The sequence below is a fragment of the Flavobacterium sp. GSP6 genome (assembly GCF_003984855.1).
Taxonomy (GTDB): domain Bacteria; phylum Bacteroidota; class Bacteroidia; order Flavobacteriales; family Flavobacteriaceae; genus Flavobacterium.
Genome location: NZ_RYDO01000003.1, coordinates 303,189 through 328,576 on the forward strand (window position 1 = coordinate 303,189; position 25,388 = coordinate 328,576).

20 protein-coding genes and 1 pseudogene are annotated in these 25,388 nt (G+C 33.5%); 6 read left to right on the forward strand and 15 right to left on the reverse strand.

Annotated features, from left to right (window positions below; genetic code table 11):
- Positions 1–23: 23 nt before the first annotated feature.
- Positions 24–2,552 carry a serine hydrolase gene (locus tag EKM03_RS05315; RefSeq protein ID WP_199741554.1) on the reverse strand — a complete coding sequence of 843 codons (2,529 nt, stop codon included), beginning with the start codon at positions 2,550–2,552 and terminating at the stop codon, positions 24–26.
- Positions 2,553–2,741: 189 nt separating this feature from the next.
- Entirely contained in the window at positions 2,742–2,957 is a 216-nt protein-coding gene (locus EKM03_RS05320) for a hypothetical protein (RefSeq protein ID WP_126462544.1), read from the reverse strand.
- A 665-nt stretch (positions 2,958–3,622) separates the two neighbouring features.
- Here EKM03_RS05320 and EKM03_RS05325 point away from each other — a divergent pair.
- The gene (locus EKM03_RS05325; RefSeq protein WP_126554148.1) at positions 3,623–6,643 is read left to right on the forward strand and encodes a TonB-dependent receptor; all 3,021 of its coding nucleotides are present in this window, start codon (positions 3,623–3,625) and stop codon (positions 6,641–6,643) included.
- Between the two features lie 11 nt (positions 6,644–6,654).
- Positions 6,655–8,010: a RagB/SusD family nutrient uptake outer membrane protein gene (locus EKM03_RS05330; protein WP_126515452.1), complete on the forward strand. Its 1,356-nt coding sequence runs from the start codon at positions 6,655–6,657 to the stop codon at positions 8,008–8,010.
- Between the two features lie 639 nt (positions 8,011–8,649).
- On the opposite strand, the gene EKM03_RS05335 is transcribed toward EKM03_RS05330, so the two are convergent.
- The 3 genes and pseudogenes from EKM03_RS05335 to EKM03_RS05345 all read right to left on the reverse strand — a co-directional run bounded on the left by EKM03_RS05335 (position 8,650) and on the right by EKM03_RS05345 (position 13,924).
- On the reverse strand, positions 8,650–9,930 hold the full coding sequence (locus EKM03_RS05335; RefSeq protein WP_126462534.1) for a DEAD/DEAH box helicase: 1,281 nt from the start codon (positions 9,928–9,930) through the stop codon (positions 8,650–8,652).
- A gap of 226 nt (positions 9,931–10,156) precedes the next feature.
- Positions 10,157–10,417 (reverse strand): annotated as a pseudogene (locus EKM03_RS05340) (neutral zinc metallopeptidase); the annotation flags it as partial.
- A gap of 126 nt (positions 10,418–10,543) precedes the next feature.
- Entirely contained in the window at positions 10,544–13,924 is a 3,381-nt protein-coding gene (locus tag EKM03_RS05345; protein ID WP_233584063.1) for a PAS domain S-box protein, read from the reverse strand.
- 22 nt (positions 13,925–13,946) lie between these two features.
- Between EKM03_RS05345 and EKM03_RS15210 the strand changes: the two genes are divergently transcribed.
- Positions 13,947–14,132, forward strand: coding sequence for a hypothetical protein (locus tag EKM03_RS15210; protein WP_233584064.1), 186 nt, complete (start codon positions 13,947–13,949; stop codon positions 14,130–14,132).
- A gap of 473 nt (positions 14,133–14,605) precedes the next feature.
- Here EKM03_RS15210 and EKM03_RS05350 read toward each other — a convergent pair whose 3' ends face one another.
- From EKM03_RS05350 to panB, 6 genes are all read right to left on the reverse strand, one after another.
- Positions 14,606–15,388, reverse strand: coding sequence for a hypothetical protein (locus EKM03_RS05350; RefSeq protein WP_231507442.1), 783 nt, complete (start codon positions 15,386–15,388; stop codon positions 14,606–14,608).
- A 32-nt stretch (positions 15,389–15,420) separates the two neighbouring features.
- Positions 15,421–15,753 carry a nitroreductase family protein gene (locus EKM03_RS05355; RefSeq protein WP_233584065.1) on the reverse strand — a complete coding sequence of 111 codons (333 nt, stop codon included), beginning with the start codon at positions 15,751–15,753 and terminating at the stop codon, positions 15,421–15,423.
- A 185-nt stretch (positions 15,754–15,938) separates the two neighbouring features.
- The gene (locus EKM03_RS05360) at positions 15,939–17,267 is read right to left on the reverse strand and encodes an aldehyde dehydrogenase (RefSeq protein ID WP_126564042.1); all 1,329 of its coding nucleotides are present in this window, start codon (positions 17,265–17,267) and stop codon (positions 15,939–15,941) included.
- Between the two features lie 26 nt (positions 17,268–17,293).
- On the reverse strand, positions 17,294–18,634 hold the full coding sequence (locus EKM03_RS05365; RefSeq protein ID WP_233579303.1) for a hypothetical protein: 1,341 nt from the start codon (positions 18,632–18,634) through the stop codon (positions 17,294–17,296).
- A gap of 71 nt (positions 18,635–18,705) precedes the next feature.
- Complete coding sequence (locus EKM03_RS05370; RefSeq protein WP_197037243.1) at positions 18,706–19,395, reverse strand: RluA family pseudouridine synthase; 690 nt, start codon at positions 19,393–19,395, stop codon at positions 18,706–18,708.
- A gap of 91 nt (positions 19,396–19,486) precedes the next feature.
- Positions 19,487–20,305, reverse strand: coding sequence for a 3-methyl-2-oxobutanoate hydroxymethyltransferase (panB, locus tag EKM03_RS05375; RefSeq protein WP_126554152.1), 819 nt, complete (start codon positions 20,303–20,305; stop codon positions 19,487–19,489).
- A gap of 635 nt (positions 20,306–20,940) precedes the next feature.
- Here panB and EKM03_RS05385 point away from each other — a divergent pair.
- The gene (locus EKM03_RS05385; RefSeq protein ID WP_126462519.1) at positions 20,941–21,999 is read left to right on the forward strand and encodes a sensor histidine kinase KdpD; all 1,059 of its coding nucleotides are present in this window, start codon (positions 20,941–20,943) and stop codon (positions 21,997–21,999) included.
- A gap of 248 nt (positions 22,000–22,247) precedes the next feature.
- On the opposite strand, the gene EKM03_RS05390 is transcribed toward EKM03_RS05385, so the two are convergent.
- The 3 genes from EKM03_RS05390 to EKM03_RS05400 are packed head-to-tail and all read right to left on the reverse strand — an operon-like array spanning position 22,248 to position 23,786.
- Entirely contained in the window at positions 22,248–22,715 is a 468-nt protein-coding gene (locus EKM03_RS05390; protein WP_126462516.1) for a PEGA domain-containing protein, read from the reverse strand.
- Between the two features lie 14 nt (positions 22,716–22,729).
- Positions 22,730–23,113, reverse strand: a complete 384-nt coding sequence (locus EKM03_RS05395; protein ID WP_126462513.1) for a hypothetical protein — start codon at positions 23,111–23,113, stop codon at positions 22,730–22,732.
- A 52-nt stretch (positions 23,114–23,165) separates the two neighbouring features.
- Complete coding sequence (locus EKM03_RS05400; protein ID WP_126554154.1) at positions 23,166–23,786, reverse strand: hypothetical protein; 621 nt, start codon at positions 23,784–23,786, stop codon at positions 23,166–23,168.
- Between the two features lie 241 nt (positions 23,787–24,027).
- Here EKM03_RS05400 and EKM03_RS05405 point away from each other — a divergent pair, with 241 nt between their 5' ends.
- Positions 24,028–24,438, forward strand: a complete 411-nt coding sequence (locus EKM03_RS05405) for an OsmC family protein (protein ID WP_126462508.1) — start codon at positions 24,028–24,030, stop codon at positions 24,436–24,438.
- A gap of 202 nt (positions 24,439–24,640) precedes the next feature.
- On the forward strand, positions 24,641–24,817 hold the full coding sequence (locus tag EKM03_RS15455) for an ATP-binding cassette domain-containing protein (protein WP_317125144.1): 177 nt from the start codon (positions 24,641–24,643) through the stop codon (positions 24,815–24,817).
- Here the strand turns inward: EKM03_RS15455 and EKM03_RS05415 are convergent.
- The gene (locus tag EKM03_RS05415) at positions 24,767–25,336 is read right to left on the reverse strand and encodes a pentapeptide repeat-containing protein (RefSeq protein ID WP_126462505.1); all 570 of its coding nucleotides are present in this window, start codon (positions 25,334–25,336) and stop codon (positions 24,767–24,769) included. The genes EKM03_RS15455 and EKM03_RS05415 overlap by 51 nt on opposite strands.
- Positions 25,337–25,388 lie beyond the last annotated feature (52 nt).

The window sequence follows — 25,388 nt, forward strand, 5'->3', positions numbered from 1 at the left end:
TTATTTTGATTGCTTTTTTGTATTTAATTTTTTTCCATTTTAATAAACTTACCCGTAAAATTCGGAACTGATTTTTGCTCGTTATAAACTAGTTTTCCATTTACCCATACGCTCTGTATTCCTGTGGAAAGAGCCGTAGGATTGCTTACTGTGGCATTATCCATTATAGTATTAGGATCAAACAAGACTAAGTCGGCAAAGTAACCTGGGGCAATGAGTCCGCGATTTTTTATGCCTACGTTTTCTGCAGATAAGCTAGTCATCTTTTGTATGGCCGTTTCTAGTGGTATCAGTTTTTGCTCACGGACATAGCGACCCAGCACTCGGGAGAAAGAACCATGTCCACGAGGATGTCCACCCATCGACCCATCAGAACAGACGTTGCTAAAAGGCCACTTGAGGAAATTGCTGATGTCAGTTTCACTCATTGATTTTGCCACAATAGTTCCATCCTGACCGATTGCTGATGTCTCGCGAATGATGCGCAAGAGCGCCTGCGCAGCAGTTTCATTATTTATTGCAGCAATTTCGGTCACCGTTTTTCCTTGCCAAGTAGGACTTGGTGCGTAACGGACCATTACTGAATTAGCAGGATCAAACAATTCTTGTGTTGCAAATTCAGCACTGGCGAGATTGTCAAAATCTTTCTCTGGAAATAAAACCCTCGGCGTAGAATTCCACATGGTATAAGGATATACATCGGCTGTGATATTGATACCTTCGAGTCGTGCCTGTTGTAATTTTTTAAGAATAAGACCAGAATTGCCCCATCTACTACGCATGGCAATTTTTAAATGAGAGATTTGAACAGGAATTTTTGCCTCTCTTCCAATATCAATAATTTCATCAATAGCTTCATCGAGATACATATCTTCGCTGCGAATGTGGCTAATGTAACGCCCGCCTTTGGAGGCAGCTACTTTGGCAAGTTCAACTACTTCATCGCGACTACTGTAATAAGCTGCCTCGTATTCAAGTCCAGTGCTAAGTCCAAGCGAACCTTTATCCATCTCAGATGCTAGCAAAATTTTCATAGCATCAATTTCAAGAGTAGTAGCTTTTCTACCTACATCATCCTTCATTATTTTTTCGCGTAACCAAACCTGTCCGGTGTATGTAGCGATATTTATACTTACGGGGATTTTTTTTATCGATGAAAGTATTGTGTCGATGGGTACTGATTCTCCATCTTGCCCTATTACAATAGTTGTAATACCTTGGTTTGTTGCTGCGATTCCTTCAGGTTTTTCATCAAGTCCTGAGGCATGATGACTATGGCTGTCAATAAAACCAGGAGCCAGTACTTTTCCTTTTCCGTCGGTAGTACTTTCATTCTTGAAAACCTTTAGTGATCCGATGTCTTGTATGCGATCATCCACAAGGCGAACATTAGCGGCATAAGCCGGAAGGCCCGTTCCATCAATTACTTTTATATTGGTAATAAGCTGGGTTTGTGGAAGTGCAATGGGTTTTTCTTCCCAAATATTCGGGATCAACTTGTTTGCATAAGAATTAGAAGAATTGTCAAGTATAATTAGTGTTTGATTTTTATCGATGTATCGAATGATGGCGGCATTGAAACCAACCCAATTGCCAGTATGTGCCACCGTTTTTCCAGGCTCTATTATGTCCCAGCCAAAACCATATTTAGTTTCGGCACCATTATTTAGTTTCCCGGATGTGATCGCTTCTGTGAAGCTTGATTTGTTTAAAATTTTTCCGGTGTAGAGTGCCTGATCCCATTTATATAGATCTTCTGCCGAAGCATATACATTGCCATCGCCAACTACGCCATCAAAACGAATCAGGTCATTAGACAATGATTTTCCTCCTTCATATCGCATACCAAAAACGCGTGATGGCGGATAGGATTTCATCTTCAAATGATAGACATAACTGTTGTTCATTTTAAGTGGAGCAGCTATATATTGCTGAAAAAATTTGTCGGACGTGCTACCAGAAACCATTTCCAGGACGGAGGCAAGTATGGCATAATTAGTATCGCAGTACTGCCATTTTTCTCCTGACTGAAAAACAAGATTTGGTTTTTTGAGGGCTAGTAATTCCAACAGCGATTTATTGCTGAGTGTATCGAGCAATGTCATGTCGCCTTTCGCTATTTCGAAATAATCGGGAAGTCCCGAAGTATGATTCATCAGTTGACGAATGCTGATGTTGTTGTATGGAAAGTTTGGTAAATATTTTTGTACAGATTCGTCATAATTCAATTTACCTTGTTCTTTTAATATCATAATCATCATCGAAAAGAACTGCTTGGAGACAGAAGCAAGGTTGAATGCTGAAGAATTATTTAAGGGAGTGTCATTTTTTGGGTCTGCATTGCCAAATGTTTTTTTATAAAGGATTTTTCCTTCTTTTCCAATCAATAGGCTGCCGTTAAAAAGTTGTCGTTGATGCAAATAATTCAGTACTGAATCAATATGAGCAATTTTTTTGGATTCTTGTGAAAAAATGATAATGGGAACAAGAAACAGTAGAAGAAATAACAGTTTTTTCATAATCAGTATCGAGTTTATTACAACATTTTTCATCTTTTTAGTTAAAAAATTACAATTAATTTCTATGGGATTAACTATCGAATTGATCCAAAATACAATTTATTTTTTAATACAAGACTTTTAAATTTAATACAAGACTAGCTTTCAAGTAGAAAAACTGATATTTAAAGAAAGTGAACATTATTTTTTCTATATTTTATTTTTTTTTGTAATTATTGGATTCTATTCCTCCAAGTTTAAAAGCCTGCATTGATTCTTTTCGAATGAGAAAATGATAAAAGTAATCAAAAAAACAGGATTCGATGTGAAATTAAAATAGCGTTTTGCAGTTTGTAAAAAAGCAAAAAACACAACCATTTCAGCCTCAATTCGTGGAGATGTTATAGAATGTCCACTTTCATCGGCATAGTCATAGAAAATGTATTGGATGTAAGGCATCCGATATCTTTTGGTTTAGGCAATAAATATTTCCGTTTTAAAACAAACAACAGAGATTATTCGCTTTAAAAAACATTTAATTCTGGTTTATGTTCCAAAAGAGTATAAGAGTTATGGTTTTGTAGAGCATAAAATTAAAAATAAATTAGAGAATACAGTCAGTTTTGCAATCGATTCAAAAAGAAAGGGATTTACATTATGACTGATTATTCTCTTGTTCTGAATTCTCACGGAAAAACGGAAATTTACTATTTAATAGTACTTTGTTTTTTGTTAAAAAATGTAAACGATATTTTCTTTTTTTTGTATGAATACCAAATTTTAATTTCATATTTTATTATTTTAACACGTGCTAACCTATATTTTATTTATTTTTTAAAAATGAGTATAATTTTTTAAGATTTTTATACCTTTTAAAAACAAATTATCACCTCCTTGTTTTGTATTCTAAAGTTATGATTTTTAATGTTTTAGGCTTTATTGCTTAAATTTTTTCATTCAAAGCGATACTCTTTAACGCTTGGTAAATGATTTCCTATTTTAAATTTAATTCCTTCTCTTTTGATTATTATCAGTTATCAATTAATATTTTCTTAACTTATTTGTGTATATTTGTTAAAATTATAACAAATAACAACAGGTATTAACTAACTTATTTATTATTTATGAAAAATAGTCTACTCAAAGGCTTGATGGTGTTTCTAACGATGTTTTGTACTACTATGACCTATTCACAAGAGGTTTCTGGTAGAGTGTCGGATTCTAATGGTCCCCTTCCAGGAGCCACTATTTTAGTTAAAGGAACAACCAATGGCGTACTTACAGATATGGATGGAAATTTTACGATTAAAAATGTTGGCTCTAATGCCGTTTTAATCTTTAGTTACATTGGATTAAAAACTCAGGAATTAAGTGTAGCAGGGATAAGTACCCTAAATTTAATTTTAAAAGAAGATTCGGCTGAGCTAAAAGAAGTTCTAGTAATTGGTTTTGGAAAACAATCCAAGCGTAAATTAACGGATAACATCGCTTCTATTTCTTCTGATCAAATTAATCAAATTCCAGTAGCAAATTTGCAAAATGCACTTGTTGGTAAAGCTGCGGGTGTCCAAATTACTCAAATAAATGGTAAAGTAGAAGGTGGTGTGAAAATGAGAATAAGAGGAATTTCTAGTATTTCTTCGTCTCAAGAGCCTTTATACGTAATCGATGGGTTGCCATTGATAAATGATAATGAAAGTACGGGAAGCGCCCCTATTAATCCTTTAATTTCATTAAATCCTAATGATATTGAATCTATTCAAATATTAAAAGATGCTTCATCTGCCGCCATTTACGGAGCTCGAGGAACGAATGGAGTTGTTTTGATTACAACTAAACAAGGGAAATCTGGGAAAACGAAAATCTCTTTGAACACCTCTGCAGGTTGGAGCGAAGCAACCAATAAAATGAGCTGGTTAAATACAGCACAATATACGGAGCTTTTTACCGAAGCTTCTGCAAATAGTTATGGAGCTGCGGATTTATGGTTAACGGAACCTGGAGGTGTTTTTGATCAACAGGGGAATGGTAAAAATTGGAGAATTAATGAAGTTGATACGGATTGGCAAGATTTAGCCTTGGTAAAAGGATCAGTTCAAGACCATACCTTTTCTATATCAGGAGGTGATGAAAAAACGGTATTCTTTATTTCAGGTGGTTATAATAACACGCAAGGAATTATTAGAGGGAACAGTATGGAGCGTTATTCTTATAGAGGGAATTTAGATCATAAAGTTTCCGATAGATTAAGAGTGGGACTTAATACGAGTTTAAGTAAAACAAATATTGCAAGAATTGGAGCAGATAATTCTTTTGCAACTCCATTGCAAGCGGTGGCACAATCCCCTTTATCTCCCGCTTATTTAGACGATGGGGTGACACCTAACAATCAATCTACCATCTATTATAATTTTTTAATGCAAGAATTCAATGGAAGTTGGGGAGTAAATATTTTTAGAACTTTAATGAATAGTTATTTGGAATATAAAATTTTGCCTGAATTGACTTTTAAAACAGAGTTAGGCTATGATAATAACAATCAAACGGAAGAATATTTTTCAGGAAGTCTGACGGAATCTGTTTCTACTAATGGTTATGCAGATGCCAATGCAGTTCAGTCAGATAAGTACAGTATTAATAATTATTTTACTTATGCTAAAACATTTAATGAGGATTATGACGTAGAGTTTGTTGGAGGAATGAGCTTTGAAGAAAGTTCTCGAAGCAGGCAATATGTTGCGGGAACAGGATTTCCGTCAGATGCGCTGCAAACTATAGAAAGTGCTTCTGAAATAATAGCTGGATCTTCAAGTAGAACAAAGTATAATTTTCTTTCCTATTTTGGTAGAGCTACTTTTTCATTTATGGATAAATACCTCTTAAAAGGAAGCATACGTTATGACGGTTCTTCGCGATTTGGAGTATCAAACCGATACGGAGTATTTCCTGCTGCTTCTGCAGGTTGGATTATTTCTGAAGAAGATTTTTTGAAAGACAGTGGTGTCATCAACTTATTAAAAGTTAGAGGAAGTTTTGGAGTAACGGGAAATGCAGGTATTGGCAACTTTGCTAGTTTAGGTCTTTTTGAAGGATCCTCCTATAATCAACGATCAGCAATTAATCCAGTTCAATTGGTAAATCAAGATTTAAAATGGGAAAAGACAAATCAATTTGATGTGGGAATTGATTTTGGAATATTGAATAGCAGAGTAAGCGGTGAAATTGATTATTACGTTAAAAAAACAAATGATCTTTTATTAAATGAACCACTTCCGGGAACTTCAGGCTGGAGTTCTTTAACTCGTAATGTAGGATCTTTGACTAATAAAGGGTTTGAATTTGTATTGAATACTACCAATATCAAAACAACTAATTTTAATTGGAAAACGTCTTTAAACCTTTCGACTTTAGATAATAAAGTGACTGCTTTGCCTGGTGGAGATATTGTAGCTGGACATAATATTGTTAGGGTAGGTGAAACCATTTCCTCTTTTTATATAGTGGAATATGCTGGGGTTGACCCCGCAAATGGAGATGCTTTATTTTATCGAAATACGGCAAATCCAGATGGTAGTTTAGATAAATCAACAACTAATAATTATAGTGAAGCACAAAGAGTAATTTCAGGAAGTCCATATCCTACGTTTATGACAGGAATGACCAATACGGTATCTTTTAGAAATTTTGATTTTTCTTTTACTTTTCAAGGCGAATGGGGATCTTCTATGTATAATGAAGGTGGGAAATTCCAATCAGGGAATGCCCGATATGAAGACAATCAAACAACGGATCAGTTAAATAGATGGCAAAATCCGGGGGATATTACTATGGTACCTCAAGCCAGAATGTATTCTACAAACGGGCAACAAGCCTCAACACGTTATTTAGAAAAAACTGATTTTGTTCGATTAAGAAATTTATCTTTAGGATATACGCTTCCTAAAACACTCATTCAAAAATTGTCTGTCGACAGGGTGCGACTTTACTTAACAGGAGTCAATCTGCTAACCTTTACTAATTATAGTGGATATGATCCAGAAGCCTCTTTTGATAATAATGGCGATTCTAATATTCAAAAAGGAATTGCATTTTATTCCGCTCCTCCTGCTAAAACAATTACTATTGGATTAAATATTGATCTATAAATAAAACATTTATGAAAAAGTATAACTACATAATAATTTTAATGTCATTACTTACTATCTTCTTTGTGGGTTGTGATGATAACTTGGATATTAAGCCGGAACAAGCCATTTCAAAAGAGGTAGCCATTTCAACTCCAGAGAACATACATAAGATTTTAATCAATGCTTACGGTGTTGCGAGGTCCAGTTCTAGTTATGGCGGTGGAATCGCACTAGCTTCAGAATTACTGGCCAATGATGGTGATCTTTATTGGAACGGAACTTATATTCAACCAGGAGAATATAATGAGAAAGCTATTTTAACGGACAATAGTTTTGTTGCAAGTATTTGGCTAAACGGATATGGAATTAGTAATCACGTTAATATCGTACTTGATAATTTAGCTGTAATCACCGACGTGGCTGATAAAGATGTTACCGAAGGAGAAGCAAAATTCCTTAGAGGTCTGGTATATTTTGATTTGGCACGATTATTTGCGAAACCCTATGTTTCGGGATCCGTAAATAGTCAGCTTGGAGTTCCTATTGTTCTTAGAGGGGTGCTGGATCCTAGTCAGATTGAATTTCCTAAAAGGAACACTTTAGAAGAAGTATACACTCAGGTTATTGCGGATTTAAAAGATGCTTACACTTTGTTACCAGCATCGAATGATATTTTTGCAACAAAATACAGTGCAGCGGCACTTCTTGCTAGAGTTTATTTGCAAAAAGGAGACTATGCCAATGCCCGAAATATGGCTGATATCGTTATTAATGAAAGTTCCGCGACTTTAACGACTACTTTTGCACAAGCATTTAATAATTTAGAAAATTCAAATGAAGATTTATTTGCTTGGCAAATAACGAGTCAGGATGCTAGCTCTAATGATTTTAATGTGTTTTGGGCCGGTTCTGCTTTTGGAGGTCGCGTGGGAAATCCAGATGTGGAAATTTTATCACAGCATTGGGATATTTATGATGATCCGAATGATAAGAGAGCCGATTTCTTTTACAAAGCAAAATGGTGGTGTACAACAAAATGGAAAAGCCAATTTGCGAATATACCAATGCTACGTCTAGCTGAAATGTATTTAACAAGGGCTGAGTCTAATTTTAGACTAGGAACGGTTACAGGGCTTTCTCCTGTTAATGATGTTAATATACTACGCCAACGTTCGGGTGCAGCTCTATTTATCACTGTTGATTTGGCTACTATTTTAATGGAAAGAAAAAGAGAATTATCTTTTGAAGGATTTGCTTTATTTGATGCAAAACGATTAAAACAAAATATTGGATCTCTTCCTTACGATGCCAATAATTTAATTTTACCTATTCCGAGAAGAGAAATAGATGTAAATAAAAACTTAACTCAAAATGATGGGTATTAAATAAAAATTTAGTTTTAAAGTTAAAAAGGAGTTCTGTTTGTATAGCAGAGCTCCTTTTTTACGTTTAAAATTTTAAATTAATTGGATCAAGTATTGTGTTTTGAATGCTAATATAAAATTAACTATTAATAGAAATAAATATCATTCAGCCATTCTTTTAATAAAAGTTCTTTAAACATTTTCTGATTTTGCAGAATTTTTATAAATAGTTATTGTCTTATAAGAAAAACAATCTGCTGATGGTCAATGATAGCTGTGCTTTTGGATATAGTTGAAAACCAACAAGAGTAGTTTTGAGCCCCGATTAAGCGGTTTGAATAGCCCCATTGCAAATCCGCCTATCGGGGTTTTAAGATCAGTCAGAGACTGAAAAACACATACTCAAAGTCGGAGACTTTGCGCAGCGCGCAGCGGGAAACGAGTTCGACTTTGTTTTTCAAAGAGTTAAATACAAAATGCTATTATAAAAATAAAAACGCTCTAAATAGCCCCGATAGAAATGAAAATCCTTTACACCCTGTCAGGGTTCAAAACTCTGACGGGGTGTAAAGATTGTAGTGTATAGCGGGAAATACGTTCTTAAAAAACGAACTCGTTCTGCTCCTAAAAAAAATGTATTTTCTTAAACTATTATTTAGTTTAACGTCGATCATTATTTTGACTCGGGCGTCTTGGACCAAAACTGTTATTGCTGGTGCGGTTTGTGGTCTCTGTTTTTGGTTTTCGCGGAGTTGAATCGCGTTGTTGTCTTCCTTGTCCTTGTTTGATAGGTTCTTTGGAAGCGTTAGGATCTGGCTCGAAACCTTTGATGTTTTCTTTAGGTAATTTCAAACCCACTAATTTTTCTATATCACGTAGAAAGACTGTTTCGTCCGGACTGAATAATGAAATAGCTTCTCCATTAGCTCCAGCTCTTCCTGTACGGCCTATGCGGTGAACGTAATCTTCTGGAATGTTGGGTAATTCAAAATTGACCACATGTGGTAATAATGGTATATCCAGACCTCTGGCCGCAATATCTGTAGCGACCAACGCGGTCAGGCTTCCGTCTTTGAAGCCCGCCAAGGCTTTGGTACGTGCTCCCTGGCCTTTATTTCCGTGAATAGCAGCTGCTTTAATTCCGGCACTAATCATGCTTTCTGTCAGCTTATTAGCACCTTGTTTCGTACGGGTGAAAACCAAAATTTGTTTCCAGTTTCCCTCTGTAATCAATTTAATGATGAGTTCTGTTTTTTTCTCTTTGGCAACAGGATACACTATTTGAGTAATAGCATCCACGGTTGTATTTTCTGGGGTTGCTTCCACATGAACGGGATGATGCAAAATGCCCATGGCCAATTTCTTTATATCTGTTGAAAAGGTTGCCGAAAACATCAAATTTTGCCTTTTTGCAGGTAATACTTTTATAATGCGCTCAATGTCTCGCACAAAACCCATATCTAGCATGCGATCCGCTTCATCTAAAACTAAGATTTCAACTTTGGCAAGCGATATTAATCCTTGGTTTTGCAAATCGATTAACCGACCTGGTGTGGCGACTAAAATATCGACACCCTGACGCAGTTGTGTTACTTGTGGATTTTGGTTTACACCTCCAAAAATAACGGTACTGCTTAAGTCTAAAAAAGCACTGTATTCTTTTATATTGGCTAATATTTGTGCGGCTAATTCTCTGGTTGGCGTTAATATTAAAGCACGAATGGGCCTTTGTCGCAACTGTTGCCCTTGCGATAATAATTGTAAAATAGGCAGTGTAAAACCAGCCGTTTTTCCTGTTCCCGTTTGTGCGGATGCTAATACATCTTTGCCTTCTAAAATGGGTGGAATTGCTTTTTGTTGTATTGGAGAAGGGGTTGTGTATCCTTTTTTGCTGATGGCTTTAAGTAAAGCATCCGATAAGCCTAATGAGTTAAATGACATAAATGGTGTTTATGAAGCAAACACTATTATTTAGTTTACTCCTTTAATTTGGCGCAAAGGTACTGCTAATTTCCCTGTTATGGTTTTATTGTTTAACTTTGTTTACTTAAAGCGAGTACGTTATTTTTAATCCGTTCCTATACTAAAGCTTTGGTGGTACCAATTATCTAAGTTAAAAAAGGAAAATAATGTAAAGTTCAGTATTCATATTAGACTAAACACTTTTTTAATTAATTCCTACAAAAGTATCGCCTTGAGTAATATCTCCAGATTGATACCCTTTCATAAACCAGACTTTCCGTTGTGCGGAACTTCCGTGTGTAAAGGATTCCGGAACAATGTGTCCTTGAATTTTAGCTTGAATCGCATCATCACCAACTGCATGTGCTGCACTTAAAGCTTCATCAATATCACCTTCCTCCTGTAAATCATTCATTTTTTGATTGTAATGTGTTCATACGCCCGCATAAAAATCAGCTTGCAAATCCGCTATCGGATTAGATTACTTGTCAAAATTTCTTTTGACAGGATTTAAGTCTTTAGAAAACAATCTGTTTAGCTTTTTGTCATGTACTTAAATAAAATGTACATAAATTAAAAGAAAAATAGTTGGCTACAGTATCCATTTAGCAATTGTTTCCTCAATGACTCCTTTGACTATAGGTTTTGAAATATAATCATTCATTCCTGCAGCGAGACATTTTTCTTTCTCTTCTTTTTCGGTGCCCGCAGTTATTGCAATAATAGGCAGGTTTTTACCCGAACTCAAGCTTCTTATTATTTTTGTTGCTTCGTAACCATTCATTTCGGGCATTTGAATGTCCATAAAAATAAGATCAGGCCGGAGTATTTCAAATTTTTCGATAGCTTCTTTGCCGTTGACTATTTCGAAAATTATTGGATTTACAAATAAATTTTTGATAATGGTTTTAAGCAGTAACATGTTTACTTTGTTATCCTCTACAATCATAACGCTTAGTTTTTTAGCATTTTTGACGGTTGTAATAGGTATTTTTTTATCTAGATCTATTTCAGGATCAGTACTATTTTTTGGAGTTTCGTTGCTGGTTTTTAAATCTAAATCAAAATAAAAAGTACTTCCCAGTTCGATGGTGCTTTCCAGTTGCAGGGTACTGTTCATTATACCAAGTAATTGGTTTGAAATTGTCAGGCCTAATCCTGTTCCTCCATATTTTCTTGTCGTAGAACTGTCTTCTTGTGAAAAAGCCTGAAAAATTTTATATTTGTTTTTTTCTAATATTCCAATTCCTGTATCGATCACTGCAAATCGAATCTTAACATGCGACGCATCAATTTTTTCAATCACAGAAACATTTAATTTAATGGAACCCTTTTCTGTGAATTTTACAGCATTTGACAATAAATTAATTAAAATTTGTCTTAATCGGACAATGTCTATCCAAAAATATTCAGGAATTTCAGACGATATATTTAGTTTTAAACTTAGATTTTTTTGGTTGGATTCGTATAATATTAAATCAATAATCTGACCCAGAACATCTTTTACGTTATATTTTTCAATGTGTAAATCTAGTTTTCCGGCTTCAATCTTTGAAAAATCAAGAATGTCATTTACGATATCCAGCAAGGAATATGCGGATTGTTTTACTGTATTGATGTATTTTTCTTGGGTTGAGCCAAGTTGTGTTTTCATTAACAAATCTGTGAATCCAATAATCCCATTTAACGGTGTTCTTATTTCATGACTCATATTGGCCAGAAATTCTGATTTTGCTTTATTGGCAGCTTCTGCTAGTTCTTTTTCTTTGACTATGGTTTCGGTTTGTTTCCTTGCTGTAATATCAATAAAAATTCCTTCCAAGAATGCAATTTTCCCATCTTTGTATATGGTATCACCAAATTCTTCCACCCATACAACCGTTTTGTTCTTGTGTATAATCCGGTAAACAATATGAATCGGAATTTTAGTATCTATTGCATTTTTTTGAGTAGCAATGGTTTTTAATTTGTCTTCGGGATGAATTAAATCAATAAAGGATAAATGGTTCGTTAGAAAATCATTTTTTGGATATCCGGTAAGCTTTTCAATCTCATCATTAATGTAGATCTTTGTGTTGTTTTCATCATAATTTGATAAATAAACGGTTCCTGGAATATTATTGGCTAATAATCTAAATTTCTCTTCACTTTCATATATCGCGGTCTCGTTCGTAATACGTTCTATTGATGAGGCTATGTTTCTAGCTAATGTTTGTAAAATATTGACCTCATCTTCGGACCAACATCTCTCATTTTGAGTATCATCAAATCCCAAAAAGCCATGAAACCTATTTTTGATAAAAATTGGAAAAAGGATTATTGCTACAACATCAAGATTTTCTAATTTATTCCTTAAGGAAGGATTCTCAATTTTTGAAATTATTGCATCGTAAACTTTGTTGTTTAAAAGCGGTATCAACAATTCTTCAAAAAACACATGTGGTAGATTTTGAAGTTTAATATTGTTTTCCGTTATTTTATGATTGTTAATTATCCATCTGTATTTTTGGCTAATAAAACCTGTATTACTATCATTTTCGTAGTAATACGCTCTATGGGATTTTGTAGTTTTACCCATAATAATGAGTACATCTGAGAAAATATCGTTGATGTCATTGCTGTTCAAAAATTTCTCTGTACAAAGTGCCATAGCAGATAAAAGTTCACTCTTGTATTCTAATTTCTTCTCTGTTTCATACCGACTGTGAGAAATCATAGTCAACGATATAATATCCGAGATGGTTCGGGCAAAAATAATGTCCTCGTTGTCCCAGTATCGTTGTGTTTTTACTGTTTCAAAGCTAATGGTTCCAGATAAGTCTCCATTTATGAAAATGGGAATGGCAAGTTGTGATTTGATATCGTTTTTTAAAAAATAGTCATTTATAAATTCAGATATTTCATATTTATTAAAAACATCAGGAGCACTGATTTGTGTTTTGTTTTTGATGGACTCAAAATAAATAGGATAATTTTTCTTTTCTAAAACGGAGCCCTTAGAATAAGAATTATGGTCCAAGTCATATAAATTTTCACAGGTAATTGTATCTTCGGTATATTTCCAATAACTTACCCGATTGCACTTTGATACTTTAGCAGCTAATTCAATTATTTGCATCACACTAACATCCAGGTTTTTGTAATTACTAAAGTTGGTTGTTGATAGTTTTTTTACAGCTTCATTGTATTCCTCTACTTTTTCCTGACGTATTTTAATATCGTTTTCTATGTCTTTAAACTTAGTGATATCTCTGGCAATACTAGAATAAGCTACCACTTCTCCAAATTCATTTCTCCGGATAATCACTTTCTGGGAAACCCACAATTCTTGCCCATCCTTTTTTATCAATGGAAATTCAATGGTAGAAAAATAATTTTCATTTATTAATAAATTCTGGTAGAGATCTTTGATACTGATAAGGTAATCTTCTCGTATAAATTCTGAATAATTTCGATTTATGATTTCATCTATTTTGTATCCCAAAGATTTAATAGTATAATCATTGACAAATATAAAATCTCCTTCATTATCGACTTCAAAAATTAGATCAATAGCATTTTCAATTAAATTTTTATATTGGTTTTGTATTTTAATTTCATTTGTTACATCCTGTCCTATCCCAATGATCAAATCATCTGAGAATTTTTTATCATTCCATTGAATGTGTTTGTATGCTCCATTTTTACATTTTACTTTGCTGGTAAACAACTGATCATCCTTAAAATTAATATGATACTCTTCACCATAAAATTCTTTGTCCTCAGTAACTTTCCAGTAGCCCAATCCCATAACTTCATTTACTGAATAACCTAAAATAGTCTTTACATTTTCACTGCAAAATACAATTTCTCCTTTTTTATTGGTAGCAAGAATGAGAGAGTTGCCTTTATTTACAATTTCATTAGTAAAACGTAGTTTATCAGTAATTTTTAATAAAGAGGTGTACCGTATGTAGTTTATAATTAGGATCATTAATGAGAAATTCGATAAAATAATGATTGATCGTAAGGGTATTATTTCAAAAAAATACAGTATAAATAAAAAGATAAATACGCACATAAGGAAAATCCAATATAGTTTGGTGGGTTTGATGATGGTATACGAAAAGAATAAAGCTAGTACAAAAGCGGCTATAGGTATGCTGTCAGAGGGTGTAAAAATCAAATTTATTGATATGTAACTAAAACAGATTACATACACTATCATAAATATTTTTCCCAGGTTTTGAAACACAACAGCTGATTTTTTGCTGATAAAATAGAGAATCAGTAAAAAAGTACCGATACCAAGATTTGAAATCAGTAAGCTTACAGGTCTTATTTTGAAAATTTCAAATAGGGTTTCAAGTACCGGAATTAGTATGCCCAAATATAAAAGATAGCGCTGGTTTTCTATGTTTTTACTATCCTCTTCATTATAGTATTTAATAAAGGAATTGCTTAATAGTATTTTTATTTTAAAAATTTTACAGACTAGAAAAACAAATAAAACAGGAATTACAATCCACAAAAAATTATTGATTGCAAAAGAATTATAAACGCTGAATAAAATTGACTCTGAGTCAATGGTAAATAATAAGCTACAGTATAACACCATAGAAACTGTTTGTTAGGTTTAAAGACTAGATTTGGCTTTTTGTAAAAAGCGGTTTTATTAGAACATTTGTTCCGGTTCTAGTGTAGTTTCAAAACCAATAATTTCACTATAAATCGCATAGTATAAAGAATACATAAAGGGTACTGTAAATACTATACCAATGCAACACCCAATGAGTCCCACTAATGTAGAAATGGCACCCACTACCAATAAACCCAGCAAAATAAGCGGTTGTTTTACCACGATTAGTATGCTTGATTTTAAAGCTTCAATAGCATTTAAGTTTCCAAAAATAATAAGTGGAATGGTCAGTATCGTGAATAATGTTATAGTTACTGTGATAATAAATCCGATGAAGGGTATTTGTGCATAGTCAATCAATGATGATAGTAAGGTGCTAAAAATTGAAATTAGTAAAGTAGCAATGAAGAGTTCTTTGAAATACGATATTTTATAGTATTCAAACATGGTTGATACATGAAATTCTTCATCTCTTTCAGCACAATACGCCATTTTGATTAAACCGGCGCTAATAGGACTAAATAAACTCGATAGTAAAACAGAAACCCCGGATACAATTAAAATAAAGTTTAAACTTAAATTTTCCGGTTGTAAATTTTCCGGTTTCATTTTTTCCAGTATCATGGCAGAATCAAAAAAGGCAACAAATATTACTGATACAAAAACAATCAGCAGTATAAAAAACACAAAAATAATTAAACCGGCATAAATCGCAATTTTTTTATAATTTTCAAAAGCATGGTTAAAAACGATTCCAAAATCTAAAGGATATCCATTTTTTTCTATTTCGTGTATTCGGTTTTGTGTAGTTTTCAACATTTGTTGGTCGTTTTAGTGGGTTAATTATTCTGTTATTTTTCAAAATAAACGTATTCAAAAGGAACTCTGAATCGTTTTCCGTACACTCCTTTTCCGCTACCCAGTAGCATATTAATTTCGGATGATGCCGGTAAATGTAATATTTTTATTCGTAGCGAATCAAAACCTTCCATTTGGCACGTATCATAGTTTATAGCAGTCATGTTGATCATGAAATTTTGTGTCGTAAGTCTGGCACTTTTATGGGCTACAATGTGCATGTCACTTTGTCTTACCTGTCCATATATGGGTTTGAATAACCCAATGAATTGAAATGCAATAAATTTGATTATTCCAATAATTCCTGTGATATCAAAGTAAAACAACGGAACGATTTTTTGATAATAATGAAAAGCAAATTGTTCTCTTTTTGAATATTCTGCTTCCAGCTTGTTGCCATATTGTGGCTAAGTAAATACACTTTTTTACTTTTTTCGCACAATAGTTTCATTTATAAAAACCCGAACTGAGCGTCGGTATTTTATGGATGCACTGACGGTTTTTTCATGGGTTACATCCATTTTAATATTTTTTGAAAGGTCTTTAATTTGTCTTTGTAAGGCGCATACCGAAGGGGTAAATCCAGCCATGTCCCCCTTTTTACAATGGCTTTTTTATGCGAAAAAGTATCAAAACTCCGTTTTCCGTGATAGGCTCCCATTCCTGAAGTACCAACACCGCCAAAAGGCAAGCGATTATTCGCTAAATGGATTACGGTATCATTGATACAGCCACCGCCAAAAGAATATTTTTGTAAAACTTCTGCAATAAAAGATTTGTTTTGAGAGAATAAATACAAGGATAATGGTTTTTCGAAACTTAAAATTATTTTTTCAATATCTGCCTCTGAATGGTATGAGAGTATAGGAAGTATGGGGCCGAAAATTTCTTCGGTCATCACCGGACTGTCCATTTTTGGCTCGTCCAATAGCGTAGGAGCAAGGAATAAAGTGTCTTTATTGTATTGACCTCCAAAAAGTATTTTTTGGTTTTCCAATAGATGCAATTGGCGTTGCCAGTTTTTCAAATTGATAATTCTGGCGTAATCAGGGGATTCTTCCGGATTTGGACCTAGTGCCTTTTCAATTTCCAGAATTAGTAAAGTTATGAAAGTAGCTTTCATTTTATGGTGCACCACTATGTAATCAGGGGCAACACATGTTTGTCCGGCATTTATAATTTTTCCCCAGACAATGCGGCGGGCACTCAATTCTAAATTGGCAGTTTCATCAACAATACAAGGACTTTTCCCGCCTAATTCCAGCGTAACTGGAGTTAGGTTTTCGGCTGCAGCTTTTGCTACAATTCTGCCAACGGCAACACTTCCTGTAAAAAAAATATAATCCCAACGTTTTTTTAATAATTCCTGAGCAACAGTCGCGTCTCCGGTAATGACGACGACATCTTTTACAGGGAAAGTTTCATTTATAATTTTCGCTATTATAGTAGACGTATTTGGGGTAAGTTCAGAGGGTTTTAGGGTTACTTTATTTCCGGCAGCAACAGCAGCAATCAGAGGGCATAAGGCTAATTGAAACGGATAATTCCAAGGCGAAAGGATCAATACATTTCCGTAAGGCTCACTATATATGTAATCTGACGATGGAAAATTCAAAAAAGAAGCGAGAACTTTTTTGGGTTTAGCCCAAGAATCAATGTTTTTAATGGTTTCTTTTAAATCACTTACGACATAATTTGTTTCTGTTAAAACGGCTTCAAAGGCTGGTTTTTTAAAATCATCGTAAAGCGCTTTAATAATTGCTTGTTCCTGTTTTATGATGGTATGCAATAGTTTTTTTAAAGATTCTTTTCGGTAGTCTACACTATTTTCATTTTTCATATTATGATTTTAAAGGTACAGATTTATTATTTTAACCCAAGTCGGTAGCCTACATAAAAATCAGCTTGTTTACTGTCGCTGGCCAAAGCAGTCACTATAGAACTGGATCCCATATAAAAGCCATACACTCTTAACCCGACACCACCAGTAATTCCGGAAATTTCGTTATCTGACCAAGAGGAATAAATTTCATAATTTTTCAAAGAAAATCGAGGTGTAATAGAAACCACATTTTGTGTTGTCACCTGATTATCGCTGGTGTCATCCTTTAATTTTTGTTGTGTGTAAAGCGCAACAAAAAATTTAGGTATTACTTTTATATCTGCATAGGCGGAGAAAACAGTAGGTAAGGTTACTTTGAAGTTTTTGCTGGATGTGGTTTTAGTTAAGTATCCGTCGTTTACTAAAATGGTTTCTACTTCCTTTAAAGTAGTAGTGTTTTGAAATTGGCTTAATGCCAAACCATTTGGGTTAGAAAAAGTAGACTGTATGTTTAATGCATAATTAGTAGAGGAATTTGCATCATCCTTGAAGGTCATCGTACCAATATTTCGCACTGCGATACCCGCATTTATTTTGTAACCGTCTTGGTCTTTCCATTGGTAATTTACACCAAAATCAGCTGCAACTCCGTTTAGTTTTCCAAAAACGGATTCAGAGTAATTATTAAAATCAGTAAAACCATCATTGAAGTTCCCGGAATACGCAATATTCATTGACGCTTGAGTATTATTTAAATACGCTTCGGCACCAATAGTATTAATGGTTCCCTGAAATTGATCCAGGCCTAAGTTGGTGTACGAGCCTGGAAATAATAATTTCAAGGTAGCACCCGCATTAAATTTATGGTTTTCATTTTCAAATACGTTTCTGGCTGCTGAAATTCCTATTTCTCCCCAGCTTGTTCCATTTAAACGTTGGTTGTAATCATTGCTTATTGATGAAGAACCAATAAGATTTCCGGTATTGATCGCCGCACCAAGTTGTGGGTCAATATCAATTAAATTTAATTTTGCAGCAGCTTTTGTAGTAAAACCAAAAGCCCATTTATCCATTTTCATAGCAAAACCTGGGCCGTATATTTCAGCATCTACGCGCATATTTACAGGGGTATTTCCTGTAAATAACAAATTTTCTAAGTTTTCACCATTAACAATATCACTAAATCCTATTTTATTATTAGAAGCATTTACGCTGGCCGAAAAAATATTTATTTCATATTTTGAACTTAAATTAGACAGTTCCGCAGGATTCATACCGGCATTAAGTATTCCGACTCTAGTAGACATATTGATTCCTGAAAAATGGTCTTGAGCGGTCATGTTTAAGAACGAAATGAAACAAAAAATAATAGGTAGTTTTTTCATACAATTTGTTTTTGTGAATATTTATTATTGAGTTATTGAAAGGTTGAAAGTAAAATACTGTTTTTTTAGTATTAAATGGCATTCCAGATCACATCATTTGGAGCAGGAGCAATTATTTTTATATTTTCCTTTGTAACAGGATGGATGAACATTAATTTTCTAGCATGCAAATGGATTCCTCCGTCCGGATTGCTTCGGTCAAAACCATATTTTAAATCCCCTTTTATAGGTAATCCAATCGCTGAAAGTTGAGCCCTTATTTGATGGTGTCTTCCAGTATGAAGATTGATCTCAAGCGCATAGTAGTTGTTTAGTTCTTTGATTATTGTATACTCTAAACTGGCTAATTTGCTTTCAGGGACTTCTTTTTCGTGCGCTTTTGAACTATTGTTTTTTTCGTTTCTTTTTAAATAATGAACGAGTGTATCAGTGGGCTTGGCAGGTTTGTTTTTGACAATGGCCCAATATGTTTTTTGAGTTTCACGGGTACTGAATAATTCATTCATTCGAGTCAGAGCTTTACTGGTTCGGGCAAATACAACTATTCCAGTTGTTGGCCGATCTAAGCGATGTACAACACCCAGGAAAACCTCCCCGGGTTTGTTGTATTTGTCTTTGATGTATTCTTTAACCACATCTGATAAGGGTTTATCACCCGTTTTGTCCCCTTGAACAATATCTCCTACACGTTTGTTAATTACAATAAGATGATTGTCTTCGTGAAGGATTTGAAGGTTGTTTTTAGTAGAAATTATTTTCATTTGGATTTTTAGATTGTTGGATTTCCAATACTCTTAGAGTATTCGACAATAATCAAATTCTCTTAAAGGCTACTCATCTAAGAAGTCAAATTTAATATTGTTCATTTGCATTAGGGAAATCACTTGATTTTACATCTGCAACATATTGGCCAATGGCCGTTGTCATTCCGTCATATAAATTCATATACCTTCTTAAGAAACGAGGACTGAATTCGTTGTTCATTCCTAACATATCATGAATTACTAATACTTGTCCGTCAACACCACCCCCAGCACCAATACCAATAACTGGAATCGAGATGCTTTGGGCTACTTTTTCGGCTAGATGAGCTGGAATTTTTTCTAAAACTAAGGCAAAACAGCCTAGTATTTCTAGTAATTTAGCATCTTCGATTAACTTATGTGCTTCTTCCTCTTCTTTGGCACGAACGGTGTAGGTTCCAAATTTATAAATGGATTGTGGTGTTAAGCCTAAATGTCCCATAACAGGAATTCCGGCGTTTAATATTTTCTTGATAGAGTCTTTAATTTCTTTACCACCTTCTAGTTTTACGGCATGACCACCGCTTTCTTTCATGATTCGGATGGCAGAGCGCAAGGCTTCTTTAGGATCGGATTGGTAACTTCCAAAGGGTAAATCCACCACTACCAAAGCTCTTTCAATGGCTCTTACCACAGAGGAGGCGTGATAAATCATTTGATCCAGCGTAATAGGTAATGTAGTTTCATGACCAGCCATAACATTTGAAGCGGAGTCTCCCACTAATATTACATCAACTCCTGCCGTATCAACGATTTTTGCCATGGTGTAATCGTATGCGGTGAGCATCGAAATTTTTTCTCCATTAGCCTTCATTTCAATCAATGACTTTGTTGTAATTCTTTTATAATCTTTTTTTGCGACAGACATATTTCCTTTTTTGAGAGTGTAAAGGTACTAAAATGTATAATTTTAGGTTGAAAATGTAGCACTTATATTATATTGGATACAAATTAATCAAAAAAGTAATCATACGAAAAATTCTAGTACTGACTTTATTGCTCTCCTCAGTATATTAGCAGGCTCAATATCAAGAAGTTCAAAGCGTAATTGATACTTTTTTTCAAGCCTTCCATGCCAGAGATTCACCTCAATTGCATTTACTTTGTGATGATACAAAGATATTGCAATCCATTGCTGAGAATGAAAAAGGCACTTTGCTTTCTCATGAAAAACCAGAGGGCATTTTATAAATCTATAGCTTAAAATTTCAAGAAAAAATTCTCAGGTATTCCATTCAAATAAACGGAGCCATGGCGCATGTCTGAACATCGTATGAGTTTTATGTTAATGCTACACTAAGTCATACTGAGGTAAATGCGTTTACATTTTTCAAAAAAGACAACCACTGGAAAATTATTTATCTTATTGACACTCGAAGAAAGTAGTTTGATGAGTTATTTTTAGAATATTCATTGTGTGTTACAAATAAGATGAAAATTAATTGTAATTTTTGGGTTCTGTAATTTTTTACTAATACATTTGCATTTTAAAAAAATAAATTTATGCAGTTGTATGAAAAATTGTCTCGGATTGGTTTTCTCAAAAATAGTTATGCCTTCAAATTCCTGTTTGTTGCATTTATAGGCATTCACATTCCATTAATTGGATTGTTATTTTTTGTGCTTTATGCAAGTAAAACAATTTCAGCCGATTCTATTTTAATTTTTGCGCTGATTATTACTTTATTAGCAACAGCGGTCACTTTATTTTTTTTAAAAAAACTAATTAAACCAATTGAGGTAGCTTCCAGGTCATTAATTGCCTATAGAAAAGACAGAACAATACCTTCTTTGCCAACTAATTTTTCGGATGAAGCAGGGTTGTTAATGAGTAATATTCAAGAATCAATAGCTGATAACGAAAATTTCATTACTGAAAAACAAGATTTAGTTTATTTGCTTTCGCATGATCTAAGAAATTTTGTAGGAAATTCAAAATCGGCCGCATTGCTTATTTTAGAAGAGGATTCTTCGGATTATATAAAAGAATTAGCGGAGTTAATAGTTCAATCCAGTGGTGAACAATTTCATTATATTGAAAGTTTTATCACATTATTAAAAGAACAAGATCAAATTATAAAAAGAAATTCTCAGGACTCCCTAATTCAATTTTCACCTGTTTTTTCTATGGTGGCAAAACAATTAGATCAGGTATTAGTGGTCAAAAATATTAAATTAGTTTTATCAATTGACGTTCAGGAAGCACTTTTATCAATTGACGACGAGTTGTTGATTCGAGTTTTAGTCAACGTAATTGATAATGCTATAAAATTCTCCTACCCAAATAGTGAAATTGAGGTTCATGTGTATCTTGATGGCACTAAACTGTATTTAAAAGTGAAGGATACAGGAGTAGGTTTTGTTCAAAAACAGAGTGACGAATTATTTAAAAAATTCACTAAAATGAGTATGTCTGGCACTTCAAATGAGCCTTCTACAGGAATTGGATTGTATTTGTGCAAAAACATAGTAGAACGACACAACGGTGTAATTTATGCACAAAGCAGTGGGACAAATAAAGGGGCTACTTTTTCAATTGTTTTTGATACAAAAAAGGGCTAAAAATAGTTTTCTAATGTGTTTTTGTTCTTCTTAGGGCTTACGAAATCTGAGAAAATATTTTAAGCACTGTAAACAACAAGATTACTAGGTGCAATATAAAAAAAAGCTGTAATTCTATTCTTGATTTGGAATAGCGTTACAGCTTTTAGTTTATGACAGGGATAAAAAGAGAACGGCAAAACCGGTGCTTTTTAGTACACCTAATACCATATTTTTGCCACCTTAGCTTTTGGTGTAAATACTTAGTATTAGTTTATTTTTTCTAATTGACCTACTTTTTTCCAGTTTGGATCTATATTTAAAGCGACAGCGATGTACACTTCACTTTTATTTACTTTGAAAGCAGTTCCTTTATTCATTTCAGCATTGACTTCTTTAGGTGTTAAGTTGTAAATTGCTCCAGTAATAGGATCTACAATGATACCAATCAAGCCACCAAATAAAATATTTCCAATATACCAAGCATTGAATTTTTTGGTCAAGTTAGTTTCAAAAGTTTGGTATCCTTCTAATTTAATCATCACATGATGTTCTTTTTTTCGTTCCAGTTTGATTTCAAAAGGCGTTTTTCCTACTTCGATTTCATCAATAAAAATAGAGGCAGCAGCAGGGTTGCTTCTAAAATTTACTTTTTGTTTAGAGCCGGAAACAATTGTAGCACAACTACTCATTAGTAGCGCTAGGGATAATGTAGAAATAAGGATTGTTTTTTTCATTAGAGTGTGTATAATTAATTAAGTTGTAATTTATATTGGGGGATTGTGGTTACGTCGCCGTCATAATAATAGAAATCTACTTTGATGCGATAACAAAGACTCCATATATCGGGAGTTCTCTTTTCGGTTACTTTTACAAGATTAGCGCCTTTTTCTCGGGCTAATTTTCGGGCTTTTGTCAGGTGTGAGTTAAAATCACAATCGGTTGTGAAACCACTGTCCTGATATCTGGCATTTCCTATTTTTTTGGCACCTTCAGGAATTGCATGATGAACATCAAGAAAGGCTACGGGGTCTTCAATTGTTAGTGGTTTTTCTGAAGATTCAAAATTAGAAGTGATTTTTGGACTACAGCTAAAAGCTAAAAATACAAAAACGAGAAGAGATAATTTTTTCATTGTCAGATGGAATTGGTTATTATTATTATTATTATTATTTTATGGGTAATTTTTATTCTACTCTAACTTTAATAGCACCATAATTATCAGACTGAAAAGTAATAAGTCCAAAAACAGTTTCTCCTTTTTTTATTATTTTGCCATTAATGGAGTAATCGTTCAGCTCAGTTTTGAACTTTTTATTGGCATTACTCGCAACAATCATATTTCCTAAGGCTAATCCGGGTCCAATAATCAGTCCTATTGGTGTCGAGCTGGTTTGCTCTGTCATTCCGTTTGAATTGGTTTTTTTGGTAAACAATTGAATTGGAGATAGTAATAAATAAAATAAATAGGAGGCTGGGCTTTGTTTTAAAGATTTGAATGTTCTTTCATTCTCCAATAGATACAATTCATTTCCGCTTTCAAAATTTAATTTTATATCTTTTCCAAAAACCAAATCTTTTTCAGTATTGTTTTTTACTTTAACAGCCACTAGTCGAAGCCCTTTTTTAGTCTCTTTCTTTGCGTATTTCTTATTTAATAAATCATATTTGTATTCCAGCGTTACTCCATGAAGTGTGTTGTTCGAAATATAATTAAGTGAAGCGGGTTGTATTGGTTTGTATACTGAAGCACAACTATTTAGTAAAATTACAATCGATAATAAAAAAATAATTGTAGTTAATTTCATTTGCTGATTAATTAGTTTTTTTTATTGGTTGTCAATTAGTTTTTTTTGTAAGTAAAGTATACTTTTTCAAAAAGCAAACATAAAGAATTTACTGATACTATTAAAATTAAACAGTATTTATTTTAACCACGTTTTTGTTAATTTTTTTTGATTTAATTTTAAATTTTAGTTAAAAATAGTGGATATACTATACTCTTTTTTTAAAAAGAACTAAATTTGAGAAAACAGAAAATTTATAATTATGAAAAGAAATGCAACCGCAGTCTGGAATGGTTCACTCAAAGAAGGAGCCGGAAAACTAACTACACAAAGTACCACACTAAAAGATACCCAATATTCATTCAAATCTCGTTTTGAAGAAGGAGTGGGGACTAATCCTGAAGAACTTATCGCCGCAGCACACGCAGGCTGTTTTACGATGCAACTTTCGGCCTACATTAGTGAAGAAGGGTTTGAAATCGAAAGTATCGAAACCAAATGCGACATTGATTTAGTTGATGGAACCATTGTTACCTCGCACCTGATGCTTCAAGCAAAAATTAGCGGAATAACAGAAGATGCTTTTCAACAATTAGTAACTAAAGCAGAAAAAAATTGTCCTATTTCTAAAGTTTTGAATGCTGCAATTTCTTCGACTGCTTCCTTAGTTTAAAAATATACAGACATCAAAAAGGCTCGGTTTAATTTTAAATCGAGCCTTTTTGATGTCTGTAAAAGGAATGTTTCAAAAAAATAGTAATACAAATTTTTTTACTTAATGAACGTATAATTACTCTTTGATTATCAGTAAAATAACTATTTAAAAACTTGTAAATAAAACTAATGTTTCTTTCATTAAATAATTATCACTGGATATGCGTGTCAAACATGGAGAGTTTGTTTCAATCATAGGAAAATCTGGCTGTGGAAAATCGACGTTGTTGTATTTGCTTTCTACGATGGATACGGAGTATGACGATCAGATATTGATTCATAAAGCACTATTTTACTATGATTTCATGTTTATAGAGCAATCCTTTCAATCCTTCTAAAGCGAAAACGGCTTTTTTTAATTTTGTTGTTTTGGGATCAATTGTATAATTATAGCTTGTTTTGAAACTAGCTTTGTTGGCAATTGCTTTTGCAAACTCAGAACGGTATAAATCGCAGTTTTCAAAAACAACTTCGGTCAAATCAGTGCTCATAAAATCAACGGCAATAAGACTACAATTGGAGAAGGAGGTTCCTTTGATTTTTAAAGTGTAAAATTTAGAGAAATCCAAAATACAATCCTTAAAAGCGATTTCGAAAATTAATTTATCGCACATGGCAAAATTGACATCTTTGATTTCACACCGATTAAAAGTTACGGTTCTAAAGGCCACATAATTAATTTTAGCATTGCTAAAAGTGCAGTCATTGAAGGTACAATCAATGAAAGTAACCGCTAAAAAAACGCATTGGGAGAAATTACAATTTGTAAAAGTACAGCATTCAAATTCCTTAAAATTGACTTCCTCTTCCTTGTACGTAATGTCTTTGTATTCAATATCTAGAAAATATTCGGGCATTTAGTGGTTTTAAATTCAGTTTTATTGCTATCTTTTCATCACAAAGAAACAA

What these genes read in the sequence shown, in the direction of transcription:
- EKM03_RS05315 (WP_199741554.1), bottom strand. Translation starts at nt 2,552, where the DNA reads ATGAAAAATGTTGTAATAAACTCGATACTGATTATGAAAAAACTGTTA.
- EKM03_RS05320 (WP_126462544.1), bottom strand. Translation starts at nt 2,957, where the DNA reads ATGCCTTACATCCAATACATTTTCTATGACTATGCCGATGAAAGTGGA.
- EKM03_RS05325 (WP_126554148.1), top strand. Translation starts at nt 3,623, where the DNA reads ATGAAAAATAGTCTACTCAAAGGCTTGATGGTGTTTCTAACGATGTTT.
- EKM03_RS05330 (WP_126515452.1), top strand. Translation starts at nt 6,655, where the DNA reads ATGAAAAAGTATAACTACATAATAATTTTAATGTCATTACTTACTATC.
- EKM03_RS05335 (WP_126462534.1), bottom strand. Translation starts at nt 9,930, where the DNA reads ATGTCATTTAACTCATTAGGCTTATCGGATGCTTTACTTAAAGCCATC.
- EKM03_RS05345 (WP_233584063.1), bottom strand. Translation starts at nt 13,924, where the DNA reads ATGATCCTAATTATAAACTACATACGGTACACCTCTTTATTAAAAATT.
- EKM03_RS15210 (WP_233584064.1), top strand. Translation starts at nt 13,947, where the DNA reads ATGATTGATCGTAAGGGTATTATTTCAAAAAAATACAGTATAAATAAA.
- EKM03_RS05350 (WP_231507442.1), bottom strand. Translation starts at nt 15,388, where the DNA reads ATGTTGAAAACTACACAAAACCGAATACACGAAATAGAAAAAAATGGA.
- EKM03_RS05360 (WP_126564042.1), bottom strand. Translation starts at nt 17,267, where the DNA reads ATGAAAAATGAAAATAGTGTAGACTACCGAAAAGAATCTTTAAAAAAA.
- EKM03_RS05365 (WP_233579303.1), bottom strand. Translation starts at nt 18,634, where the DNA reads ATGAAAAAACTACCTATTATTTTTTGTTTCATTTCGTTCTTAAACATG.
- EKM03_RS05370 (WP_197037243.1), bottom strand. Translation starts at nt 19,395, where the DNA reads ATGAAAATAATTTCTACTAAAAACAACCTTCAAATCCTTCACGAAGAC.
- panB (WP_126554152.1), bottom strand. Translation starts at nt 20,305, where the DNA reads ATGTCTGTCGCAAAAAAAGATTATAAAAGAATTACAACAAAGTCATTG.
- EKM03_RS05385 (WP_126462519.1), top strand. Translation starts at nt 20,941, where the DNA reads ATGCAGTTGTATGAAAAATTGTCTCGGATTGGTTTTCTCAAAAATAGT.
- EKM03_RS05390 (WP_126462516.1), bottom strand. Translation starts at nt 22,715, where the DNA reads ATGAAAAAAACAATCCTTATTTCTACATTATCCCTAGCGCTACTAATG.
- EKM03_RS05395 (WP_126462513.1), bottom strand. Translation starts at nt 23,113, where the DNA reads ATGAAAAAATTATCTCTTCTCGTTTTTGTATTTTTAGCTTTTAGCTGT.
- EKM03_RS05400 (WP_126554154.1), bottom strand. Translation starts at nt 23,786, where the DNA reads ATGAAATTAACTACAATTATTTTTTTATTATCGATTGTAATTTTACTA.
- EKM03_RS05405 (WP_126462508.1), top strand. Translation starts at nt 24,028, where the DNA reads ATGAAAAGAAATGCAACCGCAGTCTGGAATGGTTCACTCAAAGAAGGA.
- EKM03_RS15455 (WP_317125144.1), top strand. Translation starts at nt 24,641, where the DNA reads ATGCGTGTCAAACATGGAGAGTTTGTTTCAATCATAGGAAAATCTGGC.
- EKM03_RS05415 (WP_126462505.1), bottom strand. Translation starts at nt 25,336, where the DNA reads ATGCCCGAATATTTTCTAGATATTGAATACAAAGACATTACGTACAAG.